Annotated in this window: 17 protein-coding genes and 3 pseudogenes; 6 read left to right on the forward strand and 14 right to left on the reverse strand. The window is 59.4% G+C overall.

Annotated features, from left to right (window positions below; all coding sequences use genetic code 11):
- Positions 1–260 precede the first annotated feature (260 nt).
- From E4Z66_RS06220 to E4Z66_RS06230, 3 genes are all read right to left on the reverse strand, one after another.
- Positions 261–1,436 (reverse strand): ABC transporter substrate-binding protein, encoded by a 1,176-nt coding sequence (locus tag E4Z66_RS06220; RefSeq protein WP_136462058.1) that lies wholly within the window; start codon positions 1,434–1,436, stop codon positions 261–263.
- The gene (locus tag E4Z66_RS06225) at positions 1,433–2,017 is read right to left on the reverse strand and encodes an ANTAR domain-containing response regulator (RefSeq protein ID WP_136462059.1); all 585 of its coding nucleotides are present in this window, start codon (positions 2,015–2,017) and stop codon (positions 1,433–1,435) included. Before E4Z66_RS06225 ends, E4Z66_RS06220 begins: the two co-directional genes overlap by 4 nt.
- Positions 2,018–2,181: 164 nt before the next feature.
- Positions 2,182–3,252 carry an alcohol dehydrogenase family protein gene (locus tag E4Z66_RS06230; protein WP_136462060.1) on the reverse strand — a complete coding sequence of 357 codons (1,071 nt, stop codon included), beginning with the start codon at positions 3,250–3,252 and terminating at the stop codon, positions 2,182–2,184.
- Positions 3,253–3,327: 75 nt separating this feature from the next.
- Between E4Z66_RS06230 and E4Z66_RS06235 the strand changes: the two genes are divergently transcribed.
- Positions 3,328–3,888 (forward strand): TetR/AcrR family transcriptional regulator, encoded by a 561-nt coding sequence (locus E4Z66_RS06235; protein ID WP_136462061.1) that lies wholly within the window; start codon positions 3,328–3,330, stop codon positions 3,886–3,888.
- On the opposite strand, the gene E4Z66_RS06240 is transcribed toward E4Z66_RS06235, so the two are convergent.
- Together E4Z66_RS06240 and E4Z66_RS06245 are read right to left on the reverse strand one after the other, a co-directional pair.
- Positions 3,849–4,355 carry a hypothetical protein gene (locus E4Z66_RS06240; protein WP_136462062.1) on the reverse strand — a complete coding sequence of 169 codons (507 nt, stop codon included), beginning with the start codon at positions 4,353–4,355 and terminating at the stop codon, positions 3,849–3,851. The two genes, E4Z66_RS06235 and E4Z66_RS06240, sit on opposite strands and share 40 nt — an antisense overlap.
- A gap of 39 nt (positions 4,356–4,394) precedes the next feature.
- A complete protein-coding gene (locus tag E4Z66_RS06245; RefSeq protein WP_136462063.1) occupies positions 4,395–5,285 on the reverse strand; it encodes an AraC family transcriptional regulator in 891 nt (296 codons plus the stop codon).
- Positions 5,286–5,443: 158 nt separating this feature from the next.
- Here E4Z66_RS06245 and E4Z66_RS06250 point away from each other — a divergent pair, with 158 nt between their 5' ends.
- The gene (locus E4Z66_RS06250) at positions 5,444–6,394 is read left to right on the forward strand and encodes an SDR family oxidoreductase (protein ID WP_136462064.1); all 951 of its coding nucleotides are present in this window, start codon (positions 5,444–5,446) and stop codon (positions 6,392–6,394) included.
- 47 nt (positions 6,395–6,441) lie between these two features.
- On the opposite strand, the gene E4Z66_RS06255 is transcribed toward E4Z66_RS06250, so the two are convergent.
- The gene (locus E4Z66_RS06255) at positions 6,442–6,831 is read right to left on the reverse strand and encodes a nuclear transport factor 2 family protein (RefSeq protein ID WP_136462065.1); all 390 of its coding nucleotides are present in this window, start codon (positions 6,829–6,831) and stop codon (positions 6,442–6,444) included.
- A 508-nt stretch (positions 6,832–7,339) separates the two neighbouring features.
- On the opposite strand from E4Z66_RS06255, the gene E4Z66_RS06260 reads away from it, so the two are divergent.
- The 3 genes from E4Z66_RS06260 to E4Z66_RS06270 all read left to right on the forward strand — a co-directional run bounded on the left by E4Z66_RS06260 (position 7,340) and on the right by E4Z66_RS06270 (position 10,666).
- Positions 7,340–7,981: a VPLPA-CTERM sorting domain-containing protein gene (locus E4Z66_RS06260; protein ID WP_136462066.1), complete on the forward strand. Its 642-nt coding sequence runs from the start codon at positions 7,340–7,342 to the stop codon at positions 7,979–7,981.
- Between the two features lie 414 nt (positions 7,982–8,395).
- A complete protein-coding gene (locus tag E4Z66_RS06265) occupies positions 8,396–9,520 on the forward strand; it encodes an aminotransferase (RefSeq protein WP_136462067.1) in 1,125 nt (374 codons plus the stop codon).
- Positions 9,521–9,523: 3 nt separating this feature from the next.
- Positions 9,524–10,666, forward strand: coding sequence for an amidohydrolase (locus E4Z66_RS06270; protein ID WP_136462068.1), 1,143 nt, complete (start codon positions 9,524–9,526; stop codon positions 10,664–10,666).
- 94 nt (positions 10,667–10,760) lie between these two features.
- On the opposite strand, the pseudogene E4Z66_RS06275 reads toward E4Z66_RS06270, so the two are convergent.
- From E4Z66_RS06275 to E4Z66_RS06290, 5 genes and pseudogenes are all read right to left on the reverse strand, one after another.
- A pseudogene (locus E4Z66_RS06275) lies at positions 10,761–11,368 on the reverse strand (transposase).
- Positions 11,365–11,502 carry a hypothetical protein gene (locus E4Z66_RS19615; protein ID WP_168797731.1) on the reverse strand — a complete coding sequence of 46 codons (138 nt, stop codon included), beginning with the start codon at positions 11,500–11,502 and terminating at the stop codon, positions 11,365–11,367. The pseudogene E4Z66_RS06275 and the gene E4Z66_RS19615 overlap by 4 nt, the downstream one beginning before the upstream one ends.
- An 82-nt stretch (positions 11,503–11,584) precedes the next feature.
- Entirely contained in the window at positions 11,585–13,417 is a 1,833-nt protein-coding gene (locus E4Z66_RS06280; RefSeq protein WP_136462069.1) for an ABC transporter ATP-binding protein, read from the reverse strand.
- Complete coding sequence (locus E4Z66_RS06285) at positions 13,414–15,189, reverse strand: ABC transporter ATP-binding protein (RefSeq protein WP_136462070.1); 1,776 nt, start codon at positions 15,187–15,189, stop codon at positions 13,414–13,416. Before E4Z66_RS06285 ends, E4Z66_RS06280 begins: the two co-directional genes overlap by 4 nt.
- 466 nt (positions 15,190–15,655) lie before the next feature.
- Entirely contained in the window at positions 15,656–16,267 is a 612-nt protein-coding gene (locus E4Z66_RS06290; RefSeq protein WP_136462071.1) for a TetR/AcrR family transcriptional regulator, read from the reverse strand.
- Positions 16,268–16,380: 113 nt separating this feature from the next.
- On the opposite strand from E4Z66_RS06290, the gene E4Z66_RS06295 reads away from it, so the two are divergent.
- On the forward strand, positions 16,381–18,426 hold the full coding sequence (locus E4Z66_RS06295) for an NADH:flavin oxidoreductase (protein WP_136462072.1): 2,046 nt from the start codon (positions 16,381–16,383) through the stop codon (positions 18,424–18,426).
- A gap of 319 nt (positions 18,427–18,745) precedes the next feature.
- Here the strand turns inward: E4Z66_RS06295 and E4Z66_RS06300 are convergent.
- The 3 genes and pseudogenes from E4Z66_RS06300 to E4Z66_RS19620 all read right to left on the reverse strand — a co-directional run.
- Positions 18,746–19,075: pseudogene (locus tag E4Z66_RS06300) on the reverse strand (transposase); the annotation flags it as partial.
- Positions 19,076–19,576: 501 nt separating this feature from the next.
- A pseudogene (locus E4Z66_RS06305) lies at positions 19,577–20,378 on the reverse strand (IS5 family transposase).
- A 95-nt stretch (positions 20,379–20,473) separates the two neighbouring features.
- Positions 20,474–21,235 (reverse strand): sigma-70 family RNA polymerase sigma factor (locus E4Z66_RS19620; protein ID WP_168797732.1); only part of this gene is annotated, 762 nt, incomplete at its 5' end.

Below are 21,235 nucleotides of genomic sequence, written 5' to 3' on the forward strand. Positions count from 1 at the left end.
ATGCGCCACGGGCAATGCAAGAAAGACCGCGGCAAACGCAAAAAAGGCCGTTCACTATCCACCGGAGCGTTCCGGAAGAAAGCGAGCGACCTTGCTCAGACTATCCCTGTCTTTGGGAAGAATTCGGATCGACCCACGCCATTGCGGGTCGATGGACCTACGATGCGGCATCGCAGCAATTCGCGAAAGGTTTTCTTAGAAGTTTTGCCGCCTTTTGGCCCGATTTCCACCCGCAGGCGCGCAGAATGTCCAAAAACTAGTCATTCACCCTGCGATGGATCAAAAACGCGCCGGTCAAAGAACGTGTCCGGCAGCAGAGTCAGCCCACCCCGCGCCGAGGCGACGGGCATTTCCGTGCGAATCGTGCCTTCGACCTTTTCCGACGCGCCGGGCAAATCGCTGGCGGTGGAGGCCAGATGCCGCCGGTACAGATCGGAGCGAAAGACCTGCGACACCACATCCGCGTCGAAGCCGTCGGGCGATCCGTGGAACTGCGCCAGCCGGTGAGCGATCCATTTAGCCTGACTGCGCCACGGGAAACTGGCCGCGCCATCGTGGAATTCGACGAAACGCGGCACGTCGCGCTGGTCGCCGCGTGACGAGATCGTCAACTGCCCCGTCAAGGCCCGGTCGATCACCTCGGCGGGCACATCAAGATAGTTTTTGCGCGACAGAAGCTCGCTCGCCGTGCCGCGCCGCGCCGGTTCCGCCAGCCAGCGCCCCGCGCGCCAGACCGACCGCATCAGCCGCCCCAGCAGATCAGGTTCCATATCAGCCCAGTCGGTGCGGGTCGCCAGAACCTTCTCCGGCGCAAAGCTCCAGATCGAACAGCCCGGCAGCAGCAAGGCCCCGACCCCCTGCTCCACCGCGACGGAGCCCCAAGGCTCCCCCACGCAGAAGGCATCCACATCGCCCGCCGCCAGCGCGCTTGCCATCAATGGCGGCGGCACCGTGCGGATGACGATATCCGCGTCGCGCAGTTTCGTGGCCCCGAACCAATAGCGCAAAAGCTCCACATGCATGGAGAACGGGAACGGCACGCCAAAGGTCAGCGTCCGGCTGCGGGTCTTGCTCAGCGCCTCTGCCGCGGCAAACGGGTCGGCGAAATCGAAGCCGAACCCCTGTTCGCGCAACTCTTGTTCCAGCGCCTTGCCGACACCAATCACATTGCCATTTACCGACATTACGGAAACAGCGGAAAGCGGCGTTGCGACCCCGCCAAGTTGCATCGCCATGGCAATGGGGATCGGCGACAGCATATGCGCCGCGTCGACCCGCCCAAAGGCGAGCATATCGCGCAGCGACGACCATGACGGCGCAGCGATCAGGTCCAGCGCGATACCTTCGGTTTCGGCAAACCCCATTTCCTGCGCCACGATCAAGGGGGCGGCATCGACCAGCGGCATATAGGCCGCCGAGAGCGTAACTGTCTTCATCCCAGCAGCCCCGCTGCCGTGACCAGCGCCTCGGCCACGTCCACGACCTTGCGCCCCTGATCCATGGCCGTCTTGCGCAGCAGCGCATAGGCCGCGTCCTCATCCACGCCCTTCGCCTTCATCAGCAGCCCCTTGGCGCGGTCGATCACCTTACGCTCTTCCAAGGCGCGGCGGGTCTCGGCCAATTCGTTGCGCATCTGGCGCACCATGGCAAAGCGCGCGATGGCGATATCCATTACCGGCTTCACCCGCTCGGGGCGCAGCCCGTCCACCACATAGGCGGACACGCCCGCCTCAATCGCCGCCTGCGCCAACCCGCCCGCTGCGCCCGATACGAACATCGCCACCGGCCGATCCAGCGGGCCAGAGGCCAGCGTCAGTTCTTCCAGCATGTCGCGTGTGGGGTTATCGACATCGACCAATACGATGTCCGGTGCATGCGCCGCGATCTTGCGCGCCAGACTGCTGGCATTGCCGATCACGAAGACTTCGCAATCCTCGGCCTCCTTGAGCGCGTCAACGATGCCGATGGCGCGATCCCGGTCTTCCTCGACAACAACAACAGTCAATTTCTTCTGCATGGCACCTGTTGCCACGGTCAAAGCGCTGCTTTCAAGCCACGAAAAATCGCAAGCTCCGTCCACGCGCCCGAAACTTCGCGTCAACGCGTGCTTTGCGCAAAATCAAGGCAGATTGCGAAGACCGCCAGCTTGCGCAGGCCCGGCGCGGGCATATGCCCCGCGCATTACGGAATGCGCAGGCCGATCTTCCCTATATGTCCTTTTTCAAGGAAGGCTTCCTGCGCGGCACGGATGTCCTTCAGGTCAAAGCTGGCGGCCACGACGGGACGGATTTCGCCCCGTTCGATATAGCCGACAAGGTCGGTGAACACGCGCGGATCCTGCCGCGTGCTGCCGATCAGCGTCTGATCCTTGAGATACAGCGTGCGCAGATCAAGCTCCACAATCGGGCCAGCAATCGCGCCCGAGGTCACATAGCGTCCACGCACCGCCAGCGCGTCCAGCAAACCCGGCCAGCGCGCCCCGCCCACAAGGTCGAGAACCACATCGAAAGCATCGGCTGGCAGGTCGTCATCCCGGCCCAGCGTGGCATCCGCGCCCAGGCTCCGAAGGTCATCCGCCTTGGCCGGGCTGGTCACAGCCGTCACATGCGCCCCGCGCCGTTTGGCCAGTTGGATCGCAGCCGATCCGACCCCGCCGGACGCGCCGGTGATCAGCACACGCTCCGCCCCCAGACCGGCGCGCTGCACCATGCCTTCTGCGGTGGAAAACGCGCAGGGAAAGGAGGCCAATTCAAGATCCGACAGCGGGCTGTTCACAGCGATGGCCTGTTCCGCATCTATGGTGGCGAACTGGGCAAATGCGCCGTCCCGCTCTGACCCGAAGGTGAAAAGCGCAAAAGGATCGGCGCTGTCCGATGGGTGATACATGGGGCGCACCAGCACGCGCTGGCCCACGCGCGCGGCATCGACGCCCGTGCCAACAGCGACGATCTTGCCGCAGCAATCGGCCCCTTGGATGCGCGGAAAGTCCAGCGCGCCCGACCAGCCGCCATCGGCATCCGACGCCCCGCCATAGCCTTCCGTCGCGGCGGAATTCGTATCGCCCCGCACCGCCTTGGAATACCAGCCCGTCCGTGTATTGACGTCGGTATTGTTGACCGCCGACGCCCCGACGCGGATCAGCACTTCGCCGGCTGCGGGCTGGGGCACGGCCACATCCGCGCGGTATTCCAGCCGATCAAGCCCCCCATGACCGGTCAGCAGAATGGCTTTCATCGTCTTTGGCAGGGTCATGGGACGTCCTTAAATCGGCAGGTAGAGCATTCATTCTACTTGCGCAGGTAGAACACTCCCTCTACCGCGTCAAGCATGACCGGAACACATGAAAAGATCGCCGCCGGGCTGGAGCGAACCTTCGCCAGCCAAGGCTTTGCCGAGCCAAGCGTCGAGACGCTGCGCGATGCCGCCGGAGTGAGCTTGCGCACCCTATACAAGTATATGCCGTCGCGGGCCGACATGGTTCTGGCCGCGCTGGAGCATCGGCACCAACGCTATATGGCGCAAGTGCTGGACGACCTGCCAGTTGATCCGGGCGCGGCGCGGGCGGCCCTGATCGACCGGGTCGGGCTTTGGATGGAACGCGAGACGACGCATGGCTGCCTGTTTCATGCAGCGGTCGCGGCAGATCCCGGCAGCAGTTCGGTCCGGGATTTGCTGTCGCGCCACAAGCAAGAGGTGGCAGAGCGCGCCGCCGCCGCCACCGGGCTGGCCGGGCAAGAGGTCGCCTTGCTGCTGATCCTCGAAGGATTGACGCAATCCTGGCCGCTGCACGGGGCGCAGGCGGTGACCGCCGCCAAGGCGCTGACATCGGCGCTGGCGGCTGGCAGCGGTTATGGCGCTGATTTGGCCGAAAGCAACACGTCCCTATAGGCCGCGAGCCGGGCATTGGCATTCGTGTCCACCAGCATGACCACCGTGATCATGGCGATGGTGGTGATCAGGCTGGCGCGCCAGATCGGCCCTTGCAACAGCATGACCAGCGCAGCGCTAAGGATGATGATCAGCGGCATCACTTTAAAAACGGCGGTGCTGTACTGGGCCATCGTCGCCTCTACGCGGGTCAGTTCGGACGCGATAAATCCCGGCGGGTCGGCGGCATAGGCCGCGCCATGGCCCGCCAGCGCTTTCTGAGCGCCGTAAAACAACCCGCCGCCAAGGATCACCAACAGAACGCCTGCCATCAAGGCCGGGAGGACAAAGGCCCGCGCCACGTCTGTCCTTCCCATCTGCCAAAAGCCGAAGCTGGCGGCCAGAAACAACGCACCGAATAGGATGAAGATGGCAGAGGAAAACATCTCTGCCCGGGCCCAGTCATTTGCGGTCTTGAGAATATCCATCGCCTTGCGTCCTTCTTTGTACCGATCCAGCGCCGCGCCTTACACCAGCCCTGCCGAACCTTGCGCGGCATTGCCCCATTCCCGGGGCGACTGGCCATACATGCGCTTGAACTCGCGGCTGAACTGGGACGAGCTGACATAGCCGACATCCATCGCCGCTTCGCTGACGGTCTTGCCATCGGCGATCTTCATCGCCGCATTGCTAAGTCGCATGGATTTCACGAATTGGATCGGGGACATGGTCGTGGCCTCCTTGAACCGGCGATGGAAGACCGCGCGGCTCATCCCCACATGCGAGGCCATGTCGTCAATGGTGACAGAGGTGTTCAGCCGGGTGGAAAGGTAGTCAATCGTGCGCGCGATTTCATTGCCGACGCCAAAGGCGCGCCGCGCGGCATCGCCCGCCTCCCCCTTCAGCACCGCGTAATAGAATTCACGCAGACGCCCCGGTCCCAGCACCGCCATGTCCACCGGGTCGTCCAATAGCTCCAGCAATCGCAGCAGCGCCTGCGTGAACGCCGCATCCCAACGCGCCAGCGACAGCGCCTGCGGCACGGGGCCATCCGTTTTGCGCGACGCGCCGGCAGCGGTTTCGACGTCGATGGCAAGCTCGCGCATGATGCGCGGGTCCAGCGGGATCACCGCGCCCAGAAGCGGAGCCTCCGGGCAGGCATGCGGCGTGCCCGCTTCGACCGGCATGGTCATCGGGCACAGAAGATACCGGCTGGCATCATAGACGTGGCGCTGCCCATCAAGGATCGCCTCTTTTTCGCCGCTCACGATCGCCACGATGGTCGGCTCATAGACCGCCGGGATGCAGGGAACGGGCGTGGTCACATGGAAAAGCTGCACGCCTTTCAATGCGGTATGCTCAAGGCCAGCCTGCGGCAGGTGGCGCTTGATCAGCTGGGTGATCTGGTCTTTGCTCATGCAGCCAAGCTGGCAAGAAGATCGGGCATTTGCAATATGGGTGAGACGATCGGGCAAGTATTTGCGACAATTGCACCTGTTTTGCCCCCGATGCGAGAGTTACCTTCATCTCCGACACAGACAGACATATCCGTCACGTACTGAAAAGGAGCAAGACAATGGCAGACACGACATTCGGCCCCGAAGGCTGGACACCCAAGCGGCTTGGCAACCTGCGCGGCAAGACGTTCCTGATCACCGGTGCCAATGCGGGCGCGGGATTTCAGGCCGCCCGCACGCTGCTGGCCAAGAACGCCAAGGTGGTGATGCTGAACCGATCGGCCGAGAAATCGCAAACTGCCATCGCCGAGCTGATAAAGGAATTCGGGACGGATGCGGACGTCAGTTTCATCCACCTTGATCTGGCCTCCCTCGCCAGCGTGCGCGACGCCGCGGCAGAGATCTTGCGGACCGTTCCCCAAATCGACGCGCTGATGTGCAACGCAGCCATTGCGCAGGTGCCCACACAGAAGTTCACCGTCGACGGCTTTGAAAGTATGTTGGGCACGAACCACTACGGGCACTTCCTGCTATGCGGATTGTTGTTCGACCGGATCGAACAAAGCAAGGGCCGGATCGTGGTGGTCAGCAGCCTTGGTTACAACATGGGGATCAAGACCATCCAGTTCGACGACATGAACTGGGACAAGAATTACCACCAGAACAAGACCTATTCCCAAAGCAAGCTGGCACAGATGATGTTTGCCTATGAATTGCAGGATCGGCTGGATGCGGCGGGCCGCACGGATGTGCAGGTCTATGTCTGCCACCCCGGCGCGTCGCGTACATCGCTGATTTCCACCAGCGGCAACCTGATGACGCGGATCATGTTCCGCCTCATGTCCATGCTGCCCATCGTGCAGTCGGCCGAAAAAGGCTCTTGGCCGGAAGTCATGTGCGCCACCGAAGACGGGCTGGAGCAGCGCGCGCTTTACGGCCCCACCGGCACCGCGCAATTCGTTGGCCCCGTCGGCAAAGGCACGCTGCAACCCCATGGCCATGACAAACCGGTCATGGAGCGCCTTTGGAAAGTGTCCGAAGAGGCGGTCGGGTTTAGCTGGAACCTGTAACGCGGCGCGACAAGCGGCCCGGAACGTCCCTGTGACCCGGGCCCGCGCTAGCCTTGGGCCCGAGACGCCTCAAAATCCGCGCGGAGCGGCGCGGTATCATAAATGATCGTCATCCGAGCAAACCGCTGCGCGTCCTCCGCCAACTCAAACACGTCGACACATTCGAACGCGACAACCTTCCCGCTTGCCAAGGTCCAGACATACCGGAAATGCAGCGCGACCGCCCCACCTTGGGCGGAACTGTCAAAGATGTTGAGAAGATGCGTCTCCGACTGTGCGGTATCCGCGAAAAGCTCCGCATAGAAATCGTGTGCGGGCCGGGCACCGTAGAGCGGGGAGATAACCTCGGCCCCGGGGGCAAACAACGCGCGGACGCCTTCCAGATCGGCGGTATTCAACGCCTCAAGATAGCGATGGCAAAGGGTTTCGAGGGTCATCACAGCTCTCCTTCCGGGAATGCGCCCGGGTCTTTCAAAATGACCAAGCTGCCGTTGCGCGGCAACACCTATGGTCCTCATGGGTCAGGTCGGCACCCTATTCGCCAAAGACACTTGGCAAAGGGCTAAGGGTTACATGACGTGGCGCCCGACCCGTCGCTGCCAGCCATAGCAACCCATTTCGCCGCTGGCCAGCTTCCACAAAACAATCACCGGCAGCGCGCTGCGGCATTCCATTCGGTTAGAGGACCGTTTGGGGGACGGAATTGCCGTTCGCAGCGCACGCATGGATGCCTGTTTTTTGTGGGGCAAAATGTTTCGCTTGGCATTTGGGTGCCTGCTTCATCATTTCTCAACTCAAACTGTTCGACTGCAACCAAAGCGTGAGCAGTGGCGCGGATGGACGGAAATGAAAACGACAGCCTCTTTGGTAGTTCTTGCTTTTTCTTGTGGCTTGCGGACCGGTGTAAGAGCGCCTTGCTGGCGCAATTTTTTTTGAGGGAATACAATGAACATCAAGATTTTGGTTACTGCTCTGATCCTTGCTTTAACCGGAGGTTCGGTTTCAGCGGCAACACTGCAAGTCGATTTTTCGGTGACGAACGATAATTCGAATCCTCTCCTGACGTCGGGCTTACCGTTGGGCGCAGAGGTCACTGGTTCCTTGACCTTTGACGTCGATGATACCCAGTCCCTTTTTTCGTCGATTTCGAATGTTACCGGAAGCATGGCTTGGAACAATGGTACGTCACAGTCTTTCGCAATTGACCGCGGGAACATTACGAGTGCCGGTAGCTCGGGTTATATATCACTCGCTCTTCACGGTGTTTCGTCAGCGACTTTCGGCACCAGAACAATTTTTTTGGGGCATATTTATTTCAGCATTGGCACAAACCCGTTTATGTTGCAGAGCGATTTCTCTGACGTCCTGCTTTCTCAGGGTACAGTTCCGAGGTTGGGATTTAGCCTCGTTGATGCCGCAGACACACATAAGCCCTCTATCTATTTTTCTGGCGCCCCGTCCAGTACGTTTACTCTCGTGCCGCCAATGTCATCCGTTCCACTTCCTGCTGGTTTTCCCATCCTCCTAACCGGCCTTACCGGTTTCGTCGGGTTGCGGATGCGGCAGAGGCGGACGGCACAAGCCTAAGACACCAAACCTGTCGCGGGCCTGTTTTTCCGGCATGTAAGATAAAGCCAAGGGGGTGTAGGAACCAAACTACACTTCTTTCGCCCGTATTGCTGCGCAGCGGACAATTTCATCAATCGAAAAGCCGGCATTCGCGCAGTTTGCAGAAAACGCCAATTTGGGCTGCGAACAAGCCTCCGATGCGGCCTTCGGCGCTGAACGGGCTTTGATGCGTCGTATGTCCCATGACAGCTATCAGCCCAGGTCGATTGTCAGGGCATCTCAATTCCGGTCAGCCGTTACTGTGTCGTCCAAAAGTTCTTTTGGCGACCGCCCCGTCTTTTTTCTCTCCATTGCTCTGGGCCTTGAGGTCATCTTCATGGCACATGTGACGTAGAACGCAGCAAAACGCTGCGAACCCAAGAGGAGCGTTAAATGGACATTCAACCTTTCGGCGTCGAAATCTGGATGAACGCGTACGAAAACACCTGCGAGCTCAACCTTGCAGAGACCTGCGTTGCCTCCATCACGCTGGGTGAGTTGATCGACATTGCCGGAATTCGCGAAACGGTCCTGGACGATCTGTCAGGCATGAAGATGTCCTATGGCGCGATTGAAGGCAGTGACCGTTTGCGCGATGCGATTTGCAGTCTCTACGATACCCAAAGCCGCGAAAACATCCTGACGACCCACGGGACGATTGGGGCGAACGCGCTGGTCCATCAGGCGTTGATCAGCCGAGGCGATCACGTGATTTCCGTCATCCCGACCTATCAGCAGCATTACTCCATCCCGGAAAGCATCGGCGCTGAGATCGAGCTTTTGCACCTGCGCCCTGAAGCCGATTTCCTGCCAGACCTCGACGCCTTGCGCGCGATGGTCCGGCCCGACACCAAGCTGATCGCGATCAACAATCCCAACAACCCAACCGGCGCCTTGATGGATGCGGCGGTGCTGGGGGACATTGCCGCCATTGCGCGCGAGGTTGGCGCGTGGCTGCTTTGCGACGAAGTCTACCGTGGGACCGACCAGGTTGGCGATGGCTATACGGTCTCGGTCGCGGATATCTATGAAAAGGGCATCAGCACGGCGGGCATGTCCAAGGCATATTCCCTTGCCGGGTTGCGTGTCGGCTGGATCGCGGGGCCGTCCGAAATGCTGGAAACGGTGATGATCCACCGCGATTACAATACGATCTCTGTCAGTCGTATCGACGAGTATTTCGCCGCCATCGGGCTGGAAAACCGCGAGGCGATTATCGCGCGCTCCCAGGACATCACCCGCACCAACCTCGCCATTCTGCGCGATTGGGTCGATGCCGAACCTCTCATCACCTGGGTCGCGCCGCGGTCCGGCACCACGGCGCTGCTGCGGTACGATCTGCAGATGCCGTCACGCGATCTGTGTGTGGCGCTTCTGGAAGAGGAAGGCGTAATGCTGACCCCCGGCAGTGCGATGGCGATGGAAGGCTGGCTGCGGATCGGCTTTACCAATCCGACCGAAGACCTGAAGGAAGGACTTGGCCGGATCAGCACGTTCCTCGCGCACCGGAAAGGATAACGGATGGCAGACCTGCCCGCCGACTGGATCGCAGAGGCAGCGGCCTTGCGCCAGGATCTACACGCGCATCCCGAAGTGCTGTTTGACCTACCCCGGACCGCAGGGATCGTCGCCAGCGCCCTGCGGGATTGGGGCTGCGATCAGGTTGTTGAGGGCGTCGGGCACAGCGGTGTTGTCGGGGTGATCAATGGCACAAATTCCGGCCCGACCATTGGGCTTCGTGCCGACATGGACGCGCTGCCCATGACCGAAGCGACGCAGCTTCCCTATGCCTCTCAAGTGGCGGGGAGGATGCACGCCTGCGGTCATGACGGGCATACGGCGATGCTGCTTCTCGCAGCGAGGAAGCTGGCGCACTCCCGCGATTTCGCGGGGACGGCCGTGCTCGTCTTTCAGCCCGCCGAGGAAAATGGCGGTGCCGGTGCGCGGGCCATGCTGCGGGACGGCCTGATCGAACGATTTGGTCTGGAACGCATTTTCGGCCTGCACGTCATGCCCGATCTGCCCACAGGGATGTTCGCCACACGCAGCGCAGGCATCATGGCCGCAGCCGACAGTTTGCGCATCACCGTGACCGGCAAAGGCGGACATGCGGGGCGGCCTGAAACCTGCATCGATCCCCTCTTGGTATGCAGCCATATCCATGTCGCGCTGCAATCGATCCTGTCGCGCAATATCGAGCCAACGCAGGCGGGGGTTGTCTCTGTTACCATGATCCAAGCCTCGGACAACGAGGATACGATTGCGCCACAAGCGAGCATGCGCGGCACGGTGCGGACGCTGGACGAAGACGTACGCGATCTGATCGAAGCGCGCCTGAAGACGATGGTGCCCGCCATTGCACAAGGGTTTGGCGCCGCGGCAGAGGTTGCCTATCTTCGCGACTACCCCGTGACCTGGAATGACCCGAAGACGACGGAACTGTTCGCCAAGGCCGTCGCAAAGGTCACGACCACCACAACCGACACCCCGCCGCGCATGATCAGCGAGGATTTCGGTTTCTACGGCGCGGCGGTCCCTGCGTCTTTCGGGTTTCTCGGGATGGGCGACGGCCCGGGGCTGCACGACCCGAAGTTCGATTTCGACGATCGCCTTCTGCCGCTGGGTGCCCGCGTTTGGCTGTCGGTCATGTCTGGCAACACCTGACACGTATTAAGCAGGATGCATGCCGTTGGCGTCCCCAGAGGGCTTTGTTGCACAAATCGTTTGAACGACGTGCTACCGCTTTCCCCTGAAGGACTTACCCTATGACCTCTTTGACAGGGATGCCAAGAGCGGTGTAGCGGTTCAACACCGTGATGCGGACCTGGATCTCCGCGACTTGACGGTCGAAGGCCCGCGCCATGAGGCTCTCGCCCAGTCGTTTCACACAATGCATTTTGGTCTCGACGCGGCTTCGGCGGTGATAGCCACTCCATCGTCGCCACAGGGTGCGGCCCAGGTATTTTGACGCCTCCACGGCTTGGTTCCGGGCGATGGCCCCGTTGCTCGTGGGTTTTCAGGGCTTGGCGTTCTTGCGCGGTGGAATGACGGCACCTCCCAGCTCAACCCTACCAACTTCAGCAAGCTCTCAACGAAGCCTGTCGTTTGCCGGGGCGGCATTCTGAACAACACCTCCAGTGTCAGGCAGGCTTGGATCGCGGCCTCACTGAATTGTTGCGGCCGACCGCGTCTGCCCGTCGTCGGCGATATCCAGACCATCTGCGGATCAAACCAGATTGATAGCGACCCAGGTCGCTTCACGCTGTCACTGCAAGTCGACCAGGTCGTGGTCTTGTATTTCGTAGGGGGGGGCAACTGCTCATGGGTTCGAACTACCACGCTGGATTCGCGAGATGAGTCCTTCATTTGTGCAACAAAGCCTCAACATAGTCTGCGCAATTTGCAGAACGTTCCGTCAGGAACACGTCGGTGATGTCATGTGCCTTGGCTTGCGGTGCCATCGCAGCGGCGTATATGGCTGCGGCAATGATGTAGGGCATCTTTTTGACGGTTTGTCATGCCGATCTCTCTTTGGGGATGCGTTATTTGATTAGGGGTCAGGCGAGGTATTGGTCTGGCGGGTCAAGTCTGCGCCCCTTTCTGGAGTTGCCAATACCCCCCTTCCAGCGCCATAAGCTCATCATGCGTTCCGGTTTCGCGCACGGTGCCGCTTTCCATGTAGACGATCATGTCGGCGTCGCGAATCGTTGAAAGGCGATGGGCGATCACGAAACTTGTGCGGCCCTGACGCAGGTCGGCCATCGCTGTCTGGATCTGCATTTCCGTGCGGGTGTCGACCGAACTGGTGGCCTCGTCCAGAATGAGGATCGGCGCGTCAAGCAGGAAGGCCCGCGCAATTGTCATCAGCTGATGTTGCCCTTGGGACAGCTGCGCGCCGCCGTTGCTCAGAACAGTGTCGTATCCATCGGAAAGGGTACAAACAAAGTCATCCACGTGGCAGCGTTTTGCGGCGGCGATGACCTCTTCTCGGGTCGCATCCGGACGGCCATAGGCGATGTTGTCATGGATCGTTCCGGTAAAGAGCCATGAATCCTGCAAGACCATCGCCATGGCACGCCGCACCGCGCTGCGCGGCATGGCGGCGATATCCTGGCCATCGAGCTCGATCACCCCGCTGTCGATCTCGTAAAAGCGGATCAGCAGGTTGACCAATGTCGTCTTGCCCGCGCCTGTCGGGCCGACGATGGCCAGCATCTGGCCGGGCGCTGCCTCCAGGCTGACGTTCTCGAACAGGGGCTGATCCGGAGCGTAGCGGAACCCGACATTCGCAAAGCGGACATGGCCTTTGACCGGCGTGTCCAGCCCTGCCGTCTTGGTGTCGTTCGACATTTCGGGCGCGTCCAGCAGCTCAAACACCCGCTCTGCCGAGGCAAGCGCGGACTGCACCTGCGCGGCCATGCTGCCAAGCTGCGAAATCGGCTGACCGATCTGGCGGATGTACTGGATGAAGGCCTGCACCCCGCCAAGGCTGAGCGCGCCTGCCAGCACCTGAAAGGACCCGAAAACAACCACCGCGATATAGGCGAAGTTGTTCACGAACATCGTTGCAGGCTGGATCAGGCTGGCAAAGACCTGCGCGCGCATGCTTGCAGCCGTCAGGGCGTTGTTCTTTTCGGCAAAGCGCCCGCCCACGCGGTCACCTGCACCATAAACACGGATCAGCGCCTGCCCCGTTACCGTCTCTTCGACCAATGCGTTCAGCTGGCCCGTTTCACGCCACTGCTCGGCATATCTCGGCTGGGCGGCACGGCTCAGCAGACGCGTCACCCCGACAGAAACCCCGATCGCCGCCACCGCAGCAATGGCGAGTGGAACGGACAACAGCACCATGATGACCAGCACACCGACAACCGTCATCAGCGACAGCATCGCCTGACTGGCGACCTGTTGCAGGTTCTGCACCATGTTGTCGATATCGTTGGTGAACCGCGAAAGAACCTCTCCGCGCGGTTGGGCATCGAACCATTTAAGCGGCACACGGGAAAGTTTACCCTGCGCGGCCTCGCGCAGATCGCGTCCCATATTTTGCACCAGATCGTTGATCAGCCAGGCCTGTGCAAAGTTGAGACCGGAGGCGACCAGATAGATCGCCGCCACCAGCAAAAGCTGGCGCAGAAGCGCCGAGAGCGTAAAGCCGTCGCTGACCAGCAGATCCGTAGCAAGGCCCAGTTGCCAAGGGCCGATAGTGGTGCCGATAACGCTGCCAAGGCTCAGAACGAGTGTCCCGATCAGAACCTTGCGGTTGCTGCCAAAGGCTGCCCAGATCCGCCGCGCGGCATCCCTTGCCGCTTTCGGTTTCTCCCCTGCGACAGACCCGCCCGGCGTTCTGGGCCCGGGGGCGCTGTCCTGCGTTCTCGAAACGGTTTCGAGTTTCTGATCTTTGGTCATGGTCATGCGGCGTCCTCCTCGGGGCCGGCCTGAGAAAGAACAGTTTCCGCGTAAACGGGGCACTCCTGCAGCAGGGTCTTATGGGACCCAAGGCCGACCATGCGGCCCTTCTCGATGACAAGAATCCGGTCAGCATCGCGGATCGAGGCAACGCGCTGGCTGACGATCACCGCGGCCGCATGGCTGACAGCCTTTCTTAGGACGGCGCGCAACTTGCGGTCCGTCGCCTGATCGAGCGCCGAGAAACTATCGTCAAACAGGTAGATATCTGCGTCGCTCACCAGCGCCCGCGCAATCGCAAGCCTTTGGCGCTGCCCGCCAGAGAAGTTCGCACCACCCTGCGCCACGGGCGCCATCAGCCCATCGGGCATGGCACGTACGAAATCGGAGGCCTGTGCAATCTCCAGCGCCTGCCAAAGCGTTGCCTCGTCCGCCTCCGGATTCCCGAGCCGCAAGGTATCCGCGATGGTGCCTGAGAACAGGTAGGACTTCTGCGGCACATATCCGATATGGGCGGAAAATTCCTGTGGCGCGACCTCTCGCAGATCGACGCCCGCCAAGGTGACGCGCCCAACGCTCGGATCATTCAAACGGGCGATCAGATTGATAATAGAGGACTTCCCCGAACCCGTCGCACCAATGATGCCAAGAGTCTCGCCCGGCCCAAGATCAAAGGTGATATCCTCGATAACCATAGCCTCCGCGCCCGGATAGCCGAAACCGACACCCTCAAGCCGCAGATGCAGCCCCGATCCAACCGGCGGCAGGGGTTTGGAAAAGGCGGGCGGGCCGACTTCGACGGGGCTTTGCAACAGCGCCATGATGCGCCGCGCACTGACCAGCGCGCGCGGCAGCATGACGATCATCAACCCCATCATCATCACCCCGATCAGGATCAGCGCGACATAGGACAGAAAAGCAATAAGTGAACCGACTTCCAGATCGCCGTCGCGCACGCGGCTGGCACCCGCCCAGATCAGGGCCACGGATGTCAGCTGCATCACTGCTGTCAGCGAGGGCATGATCATCGCCATCAACCGGCCCGCATGGATCGCCGTGCCCGTCAGATCATTATTCGCCGTCGCAAAACGCGTGGCTTCGCGCGGCTGCTGCAAAAAGGCGCGAATGACGCGGATGCCTTCGATCTGCTCTCGCAGGATGCTGTTCACACGGTCCAGTTGCGTCTGCATCCGCTGGTATAGCGGCACCGCCTTGATCGTCAGATAGCCGATGAGGGCTGTCAAAACAGGGACGGCAAACACCAAAAGCAGGGAAAGCTGCGCATCCTGACGCACTGCCATTATCGCGCTGCCGATGCCCATGATGGGGGCAACGACAACCATCGTGAAGGCCATGATCAACATCGACTGGACCTGTAGAACATCGTTGGTGCAGCGCGTAATGAGCGAGCCGACCGTAAACCCCTGAACCTGCGACAGGGCGAGGCTGTGGATCTTGGCGAAAACATCGGCCCGAAGGCTTTGCCCGATACGATAGGCAACAGTAGCCCCGAGGAAAACCGCCGTGGCGCTCAGCGCCAGTTGGGCAGCAGCCGCAAGCCCCATAAGGCCGCCGTAGTATTGAATGGTCGCAGAATCTCCGGCGGCGATCCCGATATCGATGACATCGGCGCTGAAACTCGGCAAAAACAAAGAGGCCGCGACCTGACCGATCTGGCAAAGCAGAATAGCCAGAAGCGCCCATTTGTAGCGCAACAGCCTGTCGCGCCACGAGAGCGCAGCACCTTCTACGGTATCCTTGTCTGTATGTCCGGCCATGTGCTGCTTCCCGTTTCGCAACGAGCTGTCGATATCTTTGCCTGATATGCAACTACTGCAGACTATGCAATATTTTGAAGTGACAGTTTCTTTATGAGGAAGGCGAAAGCAGCAAATGCCGAGCGAAGTTCAACTCGCAAAGCTGGCGTTGGCAAATCAACCACGCCTTGAGAAGGTCACCACGAAAAGCATCTCCCGCTCAATGAATTGAGTTAAGAGTCGACATCGGATGTGGCGCGACCTGCCCATACCGGTCTTGCACAATAGCAACCAGCGGCGCACCGCAGCTTCGCCAATCCCGTCACTCGTCCTTGCCGCAGTATTTTGGGCGGCCAAAGGTCGACTGTGCGTAGTAGACTGACAAATCGCCGCAAATGCACCAGTGGCCGCAAAGTGCATCATGCGCCGAAAGGATGATGGGAAAAGGATCATACTGAAGTGCTGCGGTCATACGTAGCGTTGGTGCTTAAATATGTCGCGCGAGAAAAACTTCGACGTCCCTACTCGATGGAACGGTACCAGAGAAAATCTCAACGTAGTGCGGTACCCGCGCGAGCCTGTCTGGGAGCGCCTCTTTGGTTTGCATCGAGATATATCCGATCTGTGTGTAGATTACTGTCAGGCTGCGCACGTGAGCTTGGTCCGGTGGAAAACCGTGACGTTGAAACATTTCCGCGACGGTATCAATGCGGATACGATCTGCATCGTTCACTCTGATCTGAAGCTCATCGTCCACGCGCGCCCAATTGCGGATGGCCAGGTCCAGACGTGCATCGAACAATGACTGATCAAGCCAGCAATCCATCAGATTGAACAGCGATTGGCAGATATTCAGCGCAGGCTCGGTGCAGCGCTCCACAAGGTTGCCGGTGTTCTGGTTTTCCCAACGCTCGATCATTGCGATGTGAAGTTCTTTGAGGTCGGCAAAAAACCAGTAGAATCCAGTACGCGAGAGGTTCAGCTTTTTGGCCAAGGCCATGATTTTGACCGCATCAATACCATCGGACACAAGCATCTCGTAGGCGGCATCAAGCCAAAGGTCTTTTGAGCCGGGTTGGCGAGAGGAAGAATTCGTCATGCCGTGAGGATAGAAATCTTGACAGATGTGTCAATTGCCGCACAGGATGGACTTGACACTTATGTCAAGAAGGCCGCTCGCCCTCTGGCACCTTCGGAAAAGGACACTTTTCAATGAGCTTAGACCCGCTGCTTCAGCCCTATCAACTGAAACACCTGACGTTGAAAAACCGGATCATGACGACCAGCCATGAGCCGGCCTACCCCGAAGATGGCATGCCCAAAGACCGCTATCGGGCCTATCATGAAGAACGCGCGAAAGCCGGTGTTGCGTTGACCATGACCGCAGGCTCTGCGACCGTGTCAAAAGACAGCCCACCGGTGTTCAACAACATCCTCGCCTATAAGGACGAGGTCGTGCCGTGGATTCAGAACCTCACCGATGGGTGTCACGAACATGGCTGTGCAGTGATGATCCAGCTGACCCATCTGGGGCGGCGGACGACGTGGAACAAAGGCAACTGGTTGCCGTCTGTGTCGTCCTCCAAACATCGCGAACCGGCGCACCGCGCCTTTCCCAAGCTGATCGAGGACTGGGACATTGAACGCATCATCATAGACTTTGCGGATGCTGCAGAGCGGATGCAGGCGGGCGGAATGGATGGCATCGAATTGCAGGTCTACGGTCACCTGCTTGATCAATTCTGGTCGCCGCTGACCAACGATCTGGTCGGGCCCTATGGCGCGGACACCTTGGAAAACCGGCTGCGGTTTCCGCTTGATGTGCTGGCCGCGATCCGCAAACGGGTTGGCAACGAGTTCATCGTCGGGTTCCGCTATACGGCGGATGAGGCGCAGAAAGGCGGCATTACTGCCGAAGACGGGCTGAAGATCTCCAAAACGCTGGCAGATACGGGGCAACTGGATTTTCTGAACGTGGTGCGCGGTCGCATCCACACCGATCCGGCGATGACCGACCTAATCCCGATCCAAGGCATGAAAAACGCGCCACATCTGGATTTTGCAGGACAGGTCAAAAAGCTGACAGGTATGCCCACTTTCCATGCTGCCAAGATCCCTGACGTGGCAACGGCGCGGCATGCGGTCGAAGCAGGGCTTTTGGATATGGTTGGCATGACCCGCGCACATATGGCAGACCCGCATGTTGTCAAAAAAATTATGGCAGGTCGCGAGGATGATATCCGCCCTTGCGTTGGTGCCACATATTGCCTTGATCGCATCTATGAGGCTGGAGACGCGTTGTGTATTCACAATGCGGCCACAGGGCGTGAGTTAACCATGCCGCATACAATTGAACCCGCCGCTAAGAAACGCAAAGTGGTCATCGTCGGCGCAGGCCCCGCAGGACTGGAAGCTGCCCGTGTCGCGGCCGAACGCGGTCATGATGTTGAGGTGTTTGAGGCCCAGCCCGACCCCGGCGGACAGGTCCGCCTGACCGCCCAAAGCCCGCGTCGTCGCGAGATGATCTCGATCATCGACTGGCGGATGGCCCAATGTGCGGCCCGTGACGTGGTGTTCCATTTCAACACCTGGGCCGAGGCGGCAGATGTCACGGCTTTGAACCCCAATGTCGTCATCATCGCCACAGGCGGAATGCCCAACACCGAATTATTCGAAAGCGGCGAGGACGCGCAGCATGTGGTGACGTCGTGGGATATCATCGCAGGAGACGTGAAGCCCGCGCAGAGTGTCTTGATCTATGACGAAGCGGGTGATCATGCGGGGATGCAAGCGGCTGAAATCGTCGCAGCTGCGGGGGCAACCGTCGAGGTCTTGACCCCTGACCGCACCTTCGCACCGGGCGTTATGGCGATGAACCTAGTGCCGTATATGCGCTCGCTTCAGGACAAAGACGTGACCTTCACAGTGACGCGCCGATTGCTCGACGTGGCCCGCAGCGGCAACAAACTGACGGCAACGATTGGCACCGATTACAGCAATCACTTGAAGGAACGAGATTACGATCAAATCATCATCAACTACGGCACATTGCCTTTGGACGAATTGTATTTCGATCTGAAACCGCTCAGCACGAATGGGGGGGCTGTGGATCATGATGCATTGATCGAAGGCGCGCCGCAGACCATTCAACGCAACGAGGTCGGGACGTTTCAACTCTTTCGGATCGGCGATGCCGTTTCAGCCCGCAACACACACGCCGCAATTTATGACGCCCTGCGGTTGGTGAAGGAATTATAGGTATAACGCAGCCAAACCGCCATTCGAGAATCGCGCGGCATCGGTCGGAATGGAGTCCCGACAGCCATGCGGCGGCGCAGAACGAATCCTGGAATCGACCCTACCTAAATGTCAGCTGTTTGCTCAGTGGCACGAATGGTTCGCAGATGCAGCGAATGCACACTTTCCGCCCATTTGTATCGATTGACGCGAACGGCCCAGATCTGACTTTCGACACGCACTCCAAATACTGCGCCGCGACGCCCCATCGCGCCTCCTTCAGACTGGCTTTGTTGCACAAATCGAATGAAGGGTGTTCTTTCCCGTTCCCCTGACGGACTCATCCCACGGGTTCTGTGACAGGAATTCCAAGAGCGGTGTAGCGGTTCAACACCGTGATGCGGACCTGGATCCCCGCGACTTGACGGTCGAAGTCCCGCGCCAGGAGGCTCTCGCCCAGTCGTTTCACACAATGCATCTTGGTCTTGACGCGGCTGCGGCGGTGATAGCCACTCCATCGTCGCCACAGGGTGCGGCCCAGGTATCTTGACGCCTCCACGGCTTGGTTCCGGACGATGGCCCCGTTGCTCGTGGGTTTTCAGGGCTTGGCGTTCTTGCGCGGTGGAATGACGGCGTGGGTATCACGAGCAGCGATCGCGTCGTGGCATTTGACCACTACCCGAACGATCCACCGCCGCGCACCGGAGGGATCGACGACGAGATACAGCCCGTTCCCATCGCCGTGACGCCCAGCGCCGAGATTCTCGACGAGCTTCTTGGTGAGTTTGCCAGGCAAGGCCATGAAAATACGACATACCATACCACTCAATGACCAAAGTTAGACGAAACCGAAAGAAACTTAAGAGACACGGGCGAATAGGCCAAGCTCATATAAAACACAAAAAAGGCCGCCCAAGGCGACCAAAGCCGATCGATGAAAAAGGTATGGTGGCGGACGAGGTGTCCGCAGCATTTTACCCGCAAGACACTGATAAATTTTTAAAAAAATTACATACAATCATTTGCATAACACACTTCCTACCAGAGGGCAAATGGTATGCATGATATAATTTAGCAGATGGGAGCGAACCTAGCCCTATGGATAGCGGCGTAGCTCGAATGCCCCCCCCAAAAAGCGCGAAAGCGTCCTGAACCTACCTAGGGTCAGGATTCATAACCAGTAAATGACGAGAGCTGCGAGGGCGATGGCTGAGAAGAGCACCTTGGGGCATCTGTCATAGCGTGTGGCGACGCGCCGCCAATCCTTCAACCTGCCGAACATGATCTCGATCCGGTTACGCCATTTGTCGCGACGCTTGTCGTATTTGACGGCTTTCTTGCGTTGCTTTCGGCCAGGGATGCAGGCGCGTATCCCTTTGTCTTGCAACGCTTCCCTGAACCAGTCGGCATCATAGCCGCGATCCCCAAGCAACCAATCCACGTCCGGCAAGCTGCTCAGCAACGCCCGCGCGCCGATGTAGTCGCTAACCTGTCCTGCGGTGACGAACAAATCAATCGGTCGCCCCTGACTGTCGCAGATGGCGTGCAGCTTGGTGTTCATACCGCCCTTGGTGCGACCGATCAGGCGACCACGCCCCCCCCCTTTTTGGCGGCCATGCTGGTCGCCGTTCGGTGGGCCTTGAGATATGTCGCGTCCACCGCCCGGCAGGGCATCACGCAGTGATGTCCCGAGAGGGGATCATCACGGTCGCTTTCTCGCCGTGTTCCGCCGCCAGCCCGGCCATCATCCGCGCGAAGATGCCCTTTTCGCTCCAACGCTTCCAGCGGCTGTAAAGCGTTTTGTGAGGGCCATATGCAGCAGGGGCGTCACGCCAACGCAAGCCATTGCGATTGATGAAGATAATCCTACTTGGCACACGCCGGTCATCGACGCGTGGCTTGCCGTGGGACTTGGGGAAGAAAGGCGCAAGACGGGCCATCTGCGCGTCGGTCAGCCAGAAGAGATCGCTCATGTCACCACTCCGTTTTTCGAGCCGTGAATCATGCTGCGAGATCGAAATCAATGCATCCTGACCCTAAGGTCTCTGTCATTTACAGTTTTGCCGCTCTAAACTCGCCGCAAGACTCGTGGCCTGAGTTCTTCCGGATGTGATCTCAGATATGCAACGGAAACGCGCCGCTTCTCCCCTCCCCGTTTCAAACCTTCAACAGGGGATGCGACGGAAGAAAAGAACTCGGGAACGATATCCTCCAGATGTGCATAGATGCGTTGCCAAATCTGTTTGACCCGGTCTCTTGACACATCCATGGCCCGCGCAATCTCAACATCCGTAAACCCTTCGAGGGCGTGACGAACGAGCGCTTGTTCCTGCAGAACCAGTTGAAATTTTGGTGCCTGGCAAAACAAAAGAGACTTTGCAATTCCCGTCGCCTGATCCGGGATCAAGCTATCGCGGGACACCCCGTAAACGCCGCGCGGGCCATGTCCGGCTTCTGACAGGCTGAAAGGGTCTTGTGGGTCGACTTCGAACAAAAACGGATTGCCACCGGATTCCTGTATATGTCCAACGGACAACTCGGTTTCATGCAGGCAGCGTTTGACATTAAATCCGGTATGCGCCGCTATATAGACTGGAATGATCGCGTTCAAAATCTGATGAGCCAGGGAGCTCTCGAAATCGAATGTCTCCTGGCAGTATTCAAGAACAAACATTTCCAGCCCGGCCCCGGCGTTTCGCGGTGCCTGTTCCTGCGGAAACAGGAAAACGGACCTGTCGCCATCACGAAACCGGGTCAGCAACCTGCGGTTCAAATACGGCTTGGGTCGCGCGACGAAATCTTCGGCAACGCTTTCGTGCAAGAAACAGGT

Origin of the sequence: Aliishimia ponticola, from assembly GCF_004803475.1 — a bacterium.
GTDB lineage: Bacteria > Pseudomonadota > Alphaproteobacteria > Rhodobacterales > Rhodobacteraceae > Aliishimia > Aliishimia ponticola.

Excerpts from the sequence above, each read along its gene's own strand:
- E4Z66_RS06250 (WP_136462064.1), top strand. The coding sequence starts at position 5,444 with ATGGCAGACACGACATTCGGCCCCGAAGGCTGGACACCCAAGCGGCTT.
- E4Z66_RS06240 (WP_136462062.1), bottom strand. The coding sequence starts at position 4,355 with ATGGATATTCTCAAGACCGCAAATGACTGGGCCCGGGCAGAGATGTTT.
- E4Z66_RS06220 (WP_136462058.1), bottom strand. The coding sequence starts at position 1,436 with ATGAAGACAGTTACGCTCTCGGCGGCCTATATGCCGCTGGTCGATGCC.
- E4Z66_RS06255 (WP_136462065.1), bottom strand. The coding sequence starts at position 6,831 with ATGACCCTCGAAACCCTTTGCCATCGCTATCTTGAGGCGTTGAATACC.
- E4Z66_RS19615 (WP_168797731.1), bottom strand. The coding sequence starts at position 11,502 with ATGCCCTACATCATTGCCGCAGCCATATACGCCGCTGCGATGGCACCG.
- E4Z66_RS06225 (WP_136462059.1), bottom strand. The coding sequence starts at position 2,017 with ATGCAGAAGAAATTGACTGTTGTTGTTGTCGAGGAAGACCGGGATCGC.
- E4Z66_RS06245 (WP_136462063.1), bottom strand. The coding sequence starts at position 5,285 with ATGAGCAAAGACCAGATCACCCAGCTGATCAAGCGCCACCTGCCGCAG.
- E4Z66_RS06230 (WP_136462060.1), bottom strand. The coding sequence starts at position 3,252 with ATGACCCTGCCAAAGACGATGAAAGCCATTCTGCTGACCGGTCATGGG.
- E4Z66_RS06280 (WP_136462069.1), bottom strand. The coding sequence starts at position 13,417 with ATGACCATGACCAAAGATCAGAAACTCGAAACCGTTTCGAGAACGCAG.
- E4Z66_RS06290 (WP_136462071.1), bottom strand. The coding sequence starts at position 16,267 with ATGACGAATTCTTCCTCTCGCCAACCCGGCTCAAAAGACCTTTGGCTT.
- E4Z66_RS06285 (WP_136462070.1), bottom strand. The coding sequence starts at position 15,189 with ATGGCCGGACATACAGACAAGGATACCGTAGAAGGTGCTGCGCTCTCG.
- E4Z66_RS06295 (WP_136462072.1), top strand. The coding sequence starts at position 16,381 with ATGAGCTTAGACCCGCTGCTTCAGCCCTATCAACTGAAACACCTGACG.
- E4Z66_RS06265 (WP_136462067.1), top strand. The coding sequence starts at position 8,396 with ATGGACATTCAACCTTTCGGCGTCGAAATCTGGATGAACGCGTACGAA.
- E4Z66_RS06260 (WP_136462066.1), top strand. The coding sequence starts at position 7,340 with ATGAACATCAAGATTTTGGTTACTGCTCTGATCCTTGCTTTAACCGGA.
- E4Z66_RS06270 (WP_136462068.1), top strand. The coding sequence starts at position 9,524 with ATGGCAGACCTGCCCGCCGACTGGATCGCAGAGGCAGCGGCCTTGCGC.
- E4Z66_RS06235 (WP_136462061.1), top strand. The coding sequence starts at position 3,328 with ATGACCGGAACACATGAAAAGATCGCCGCCGGGCTGGAGCGAACCTTC.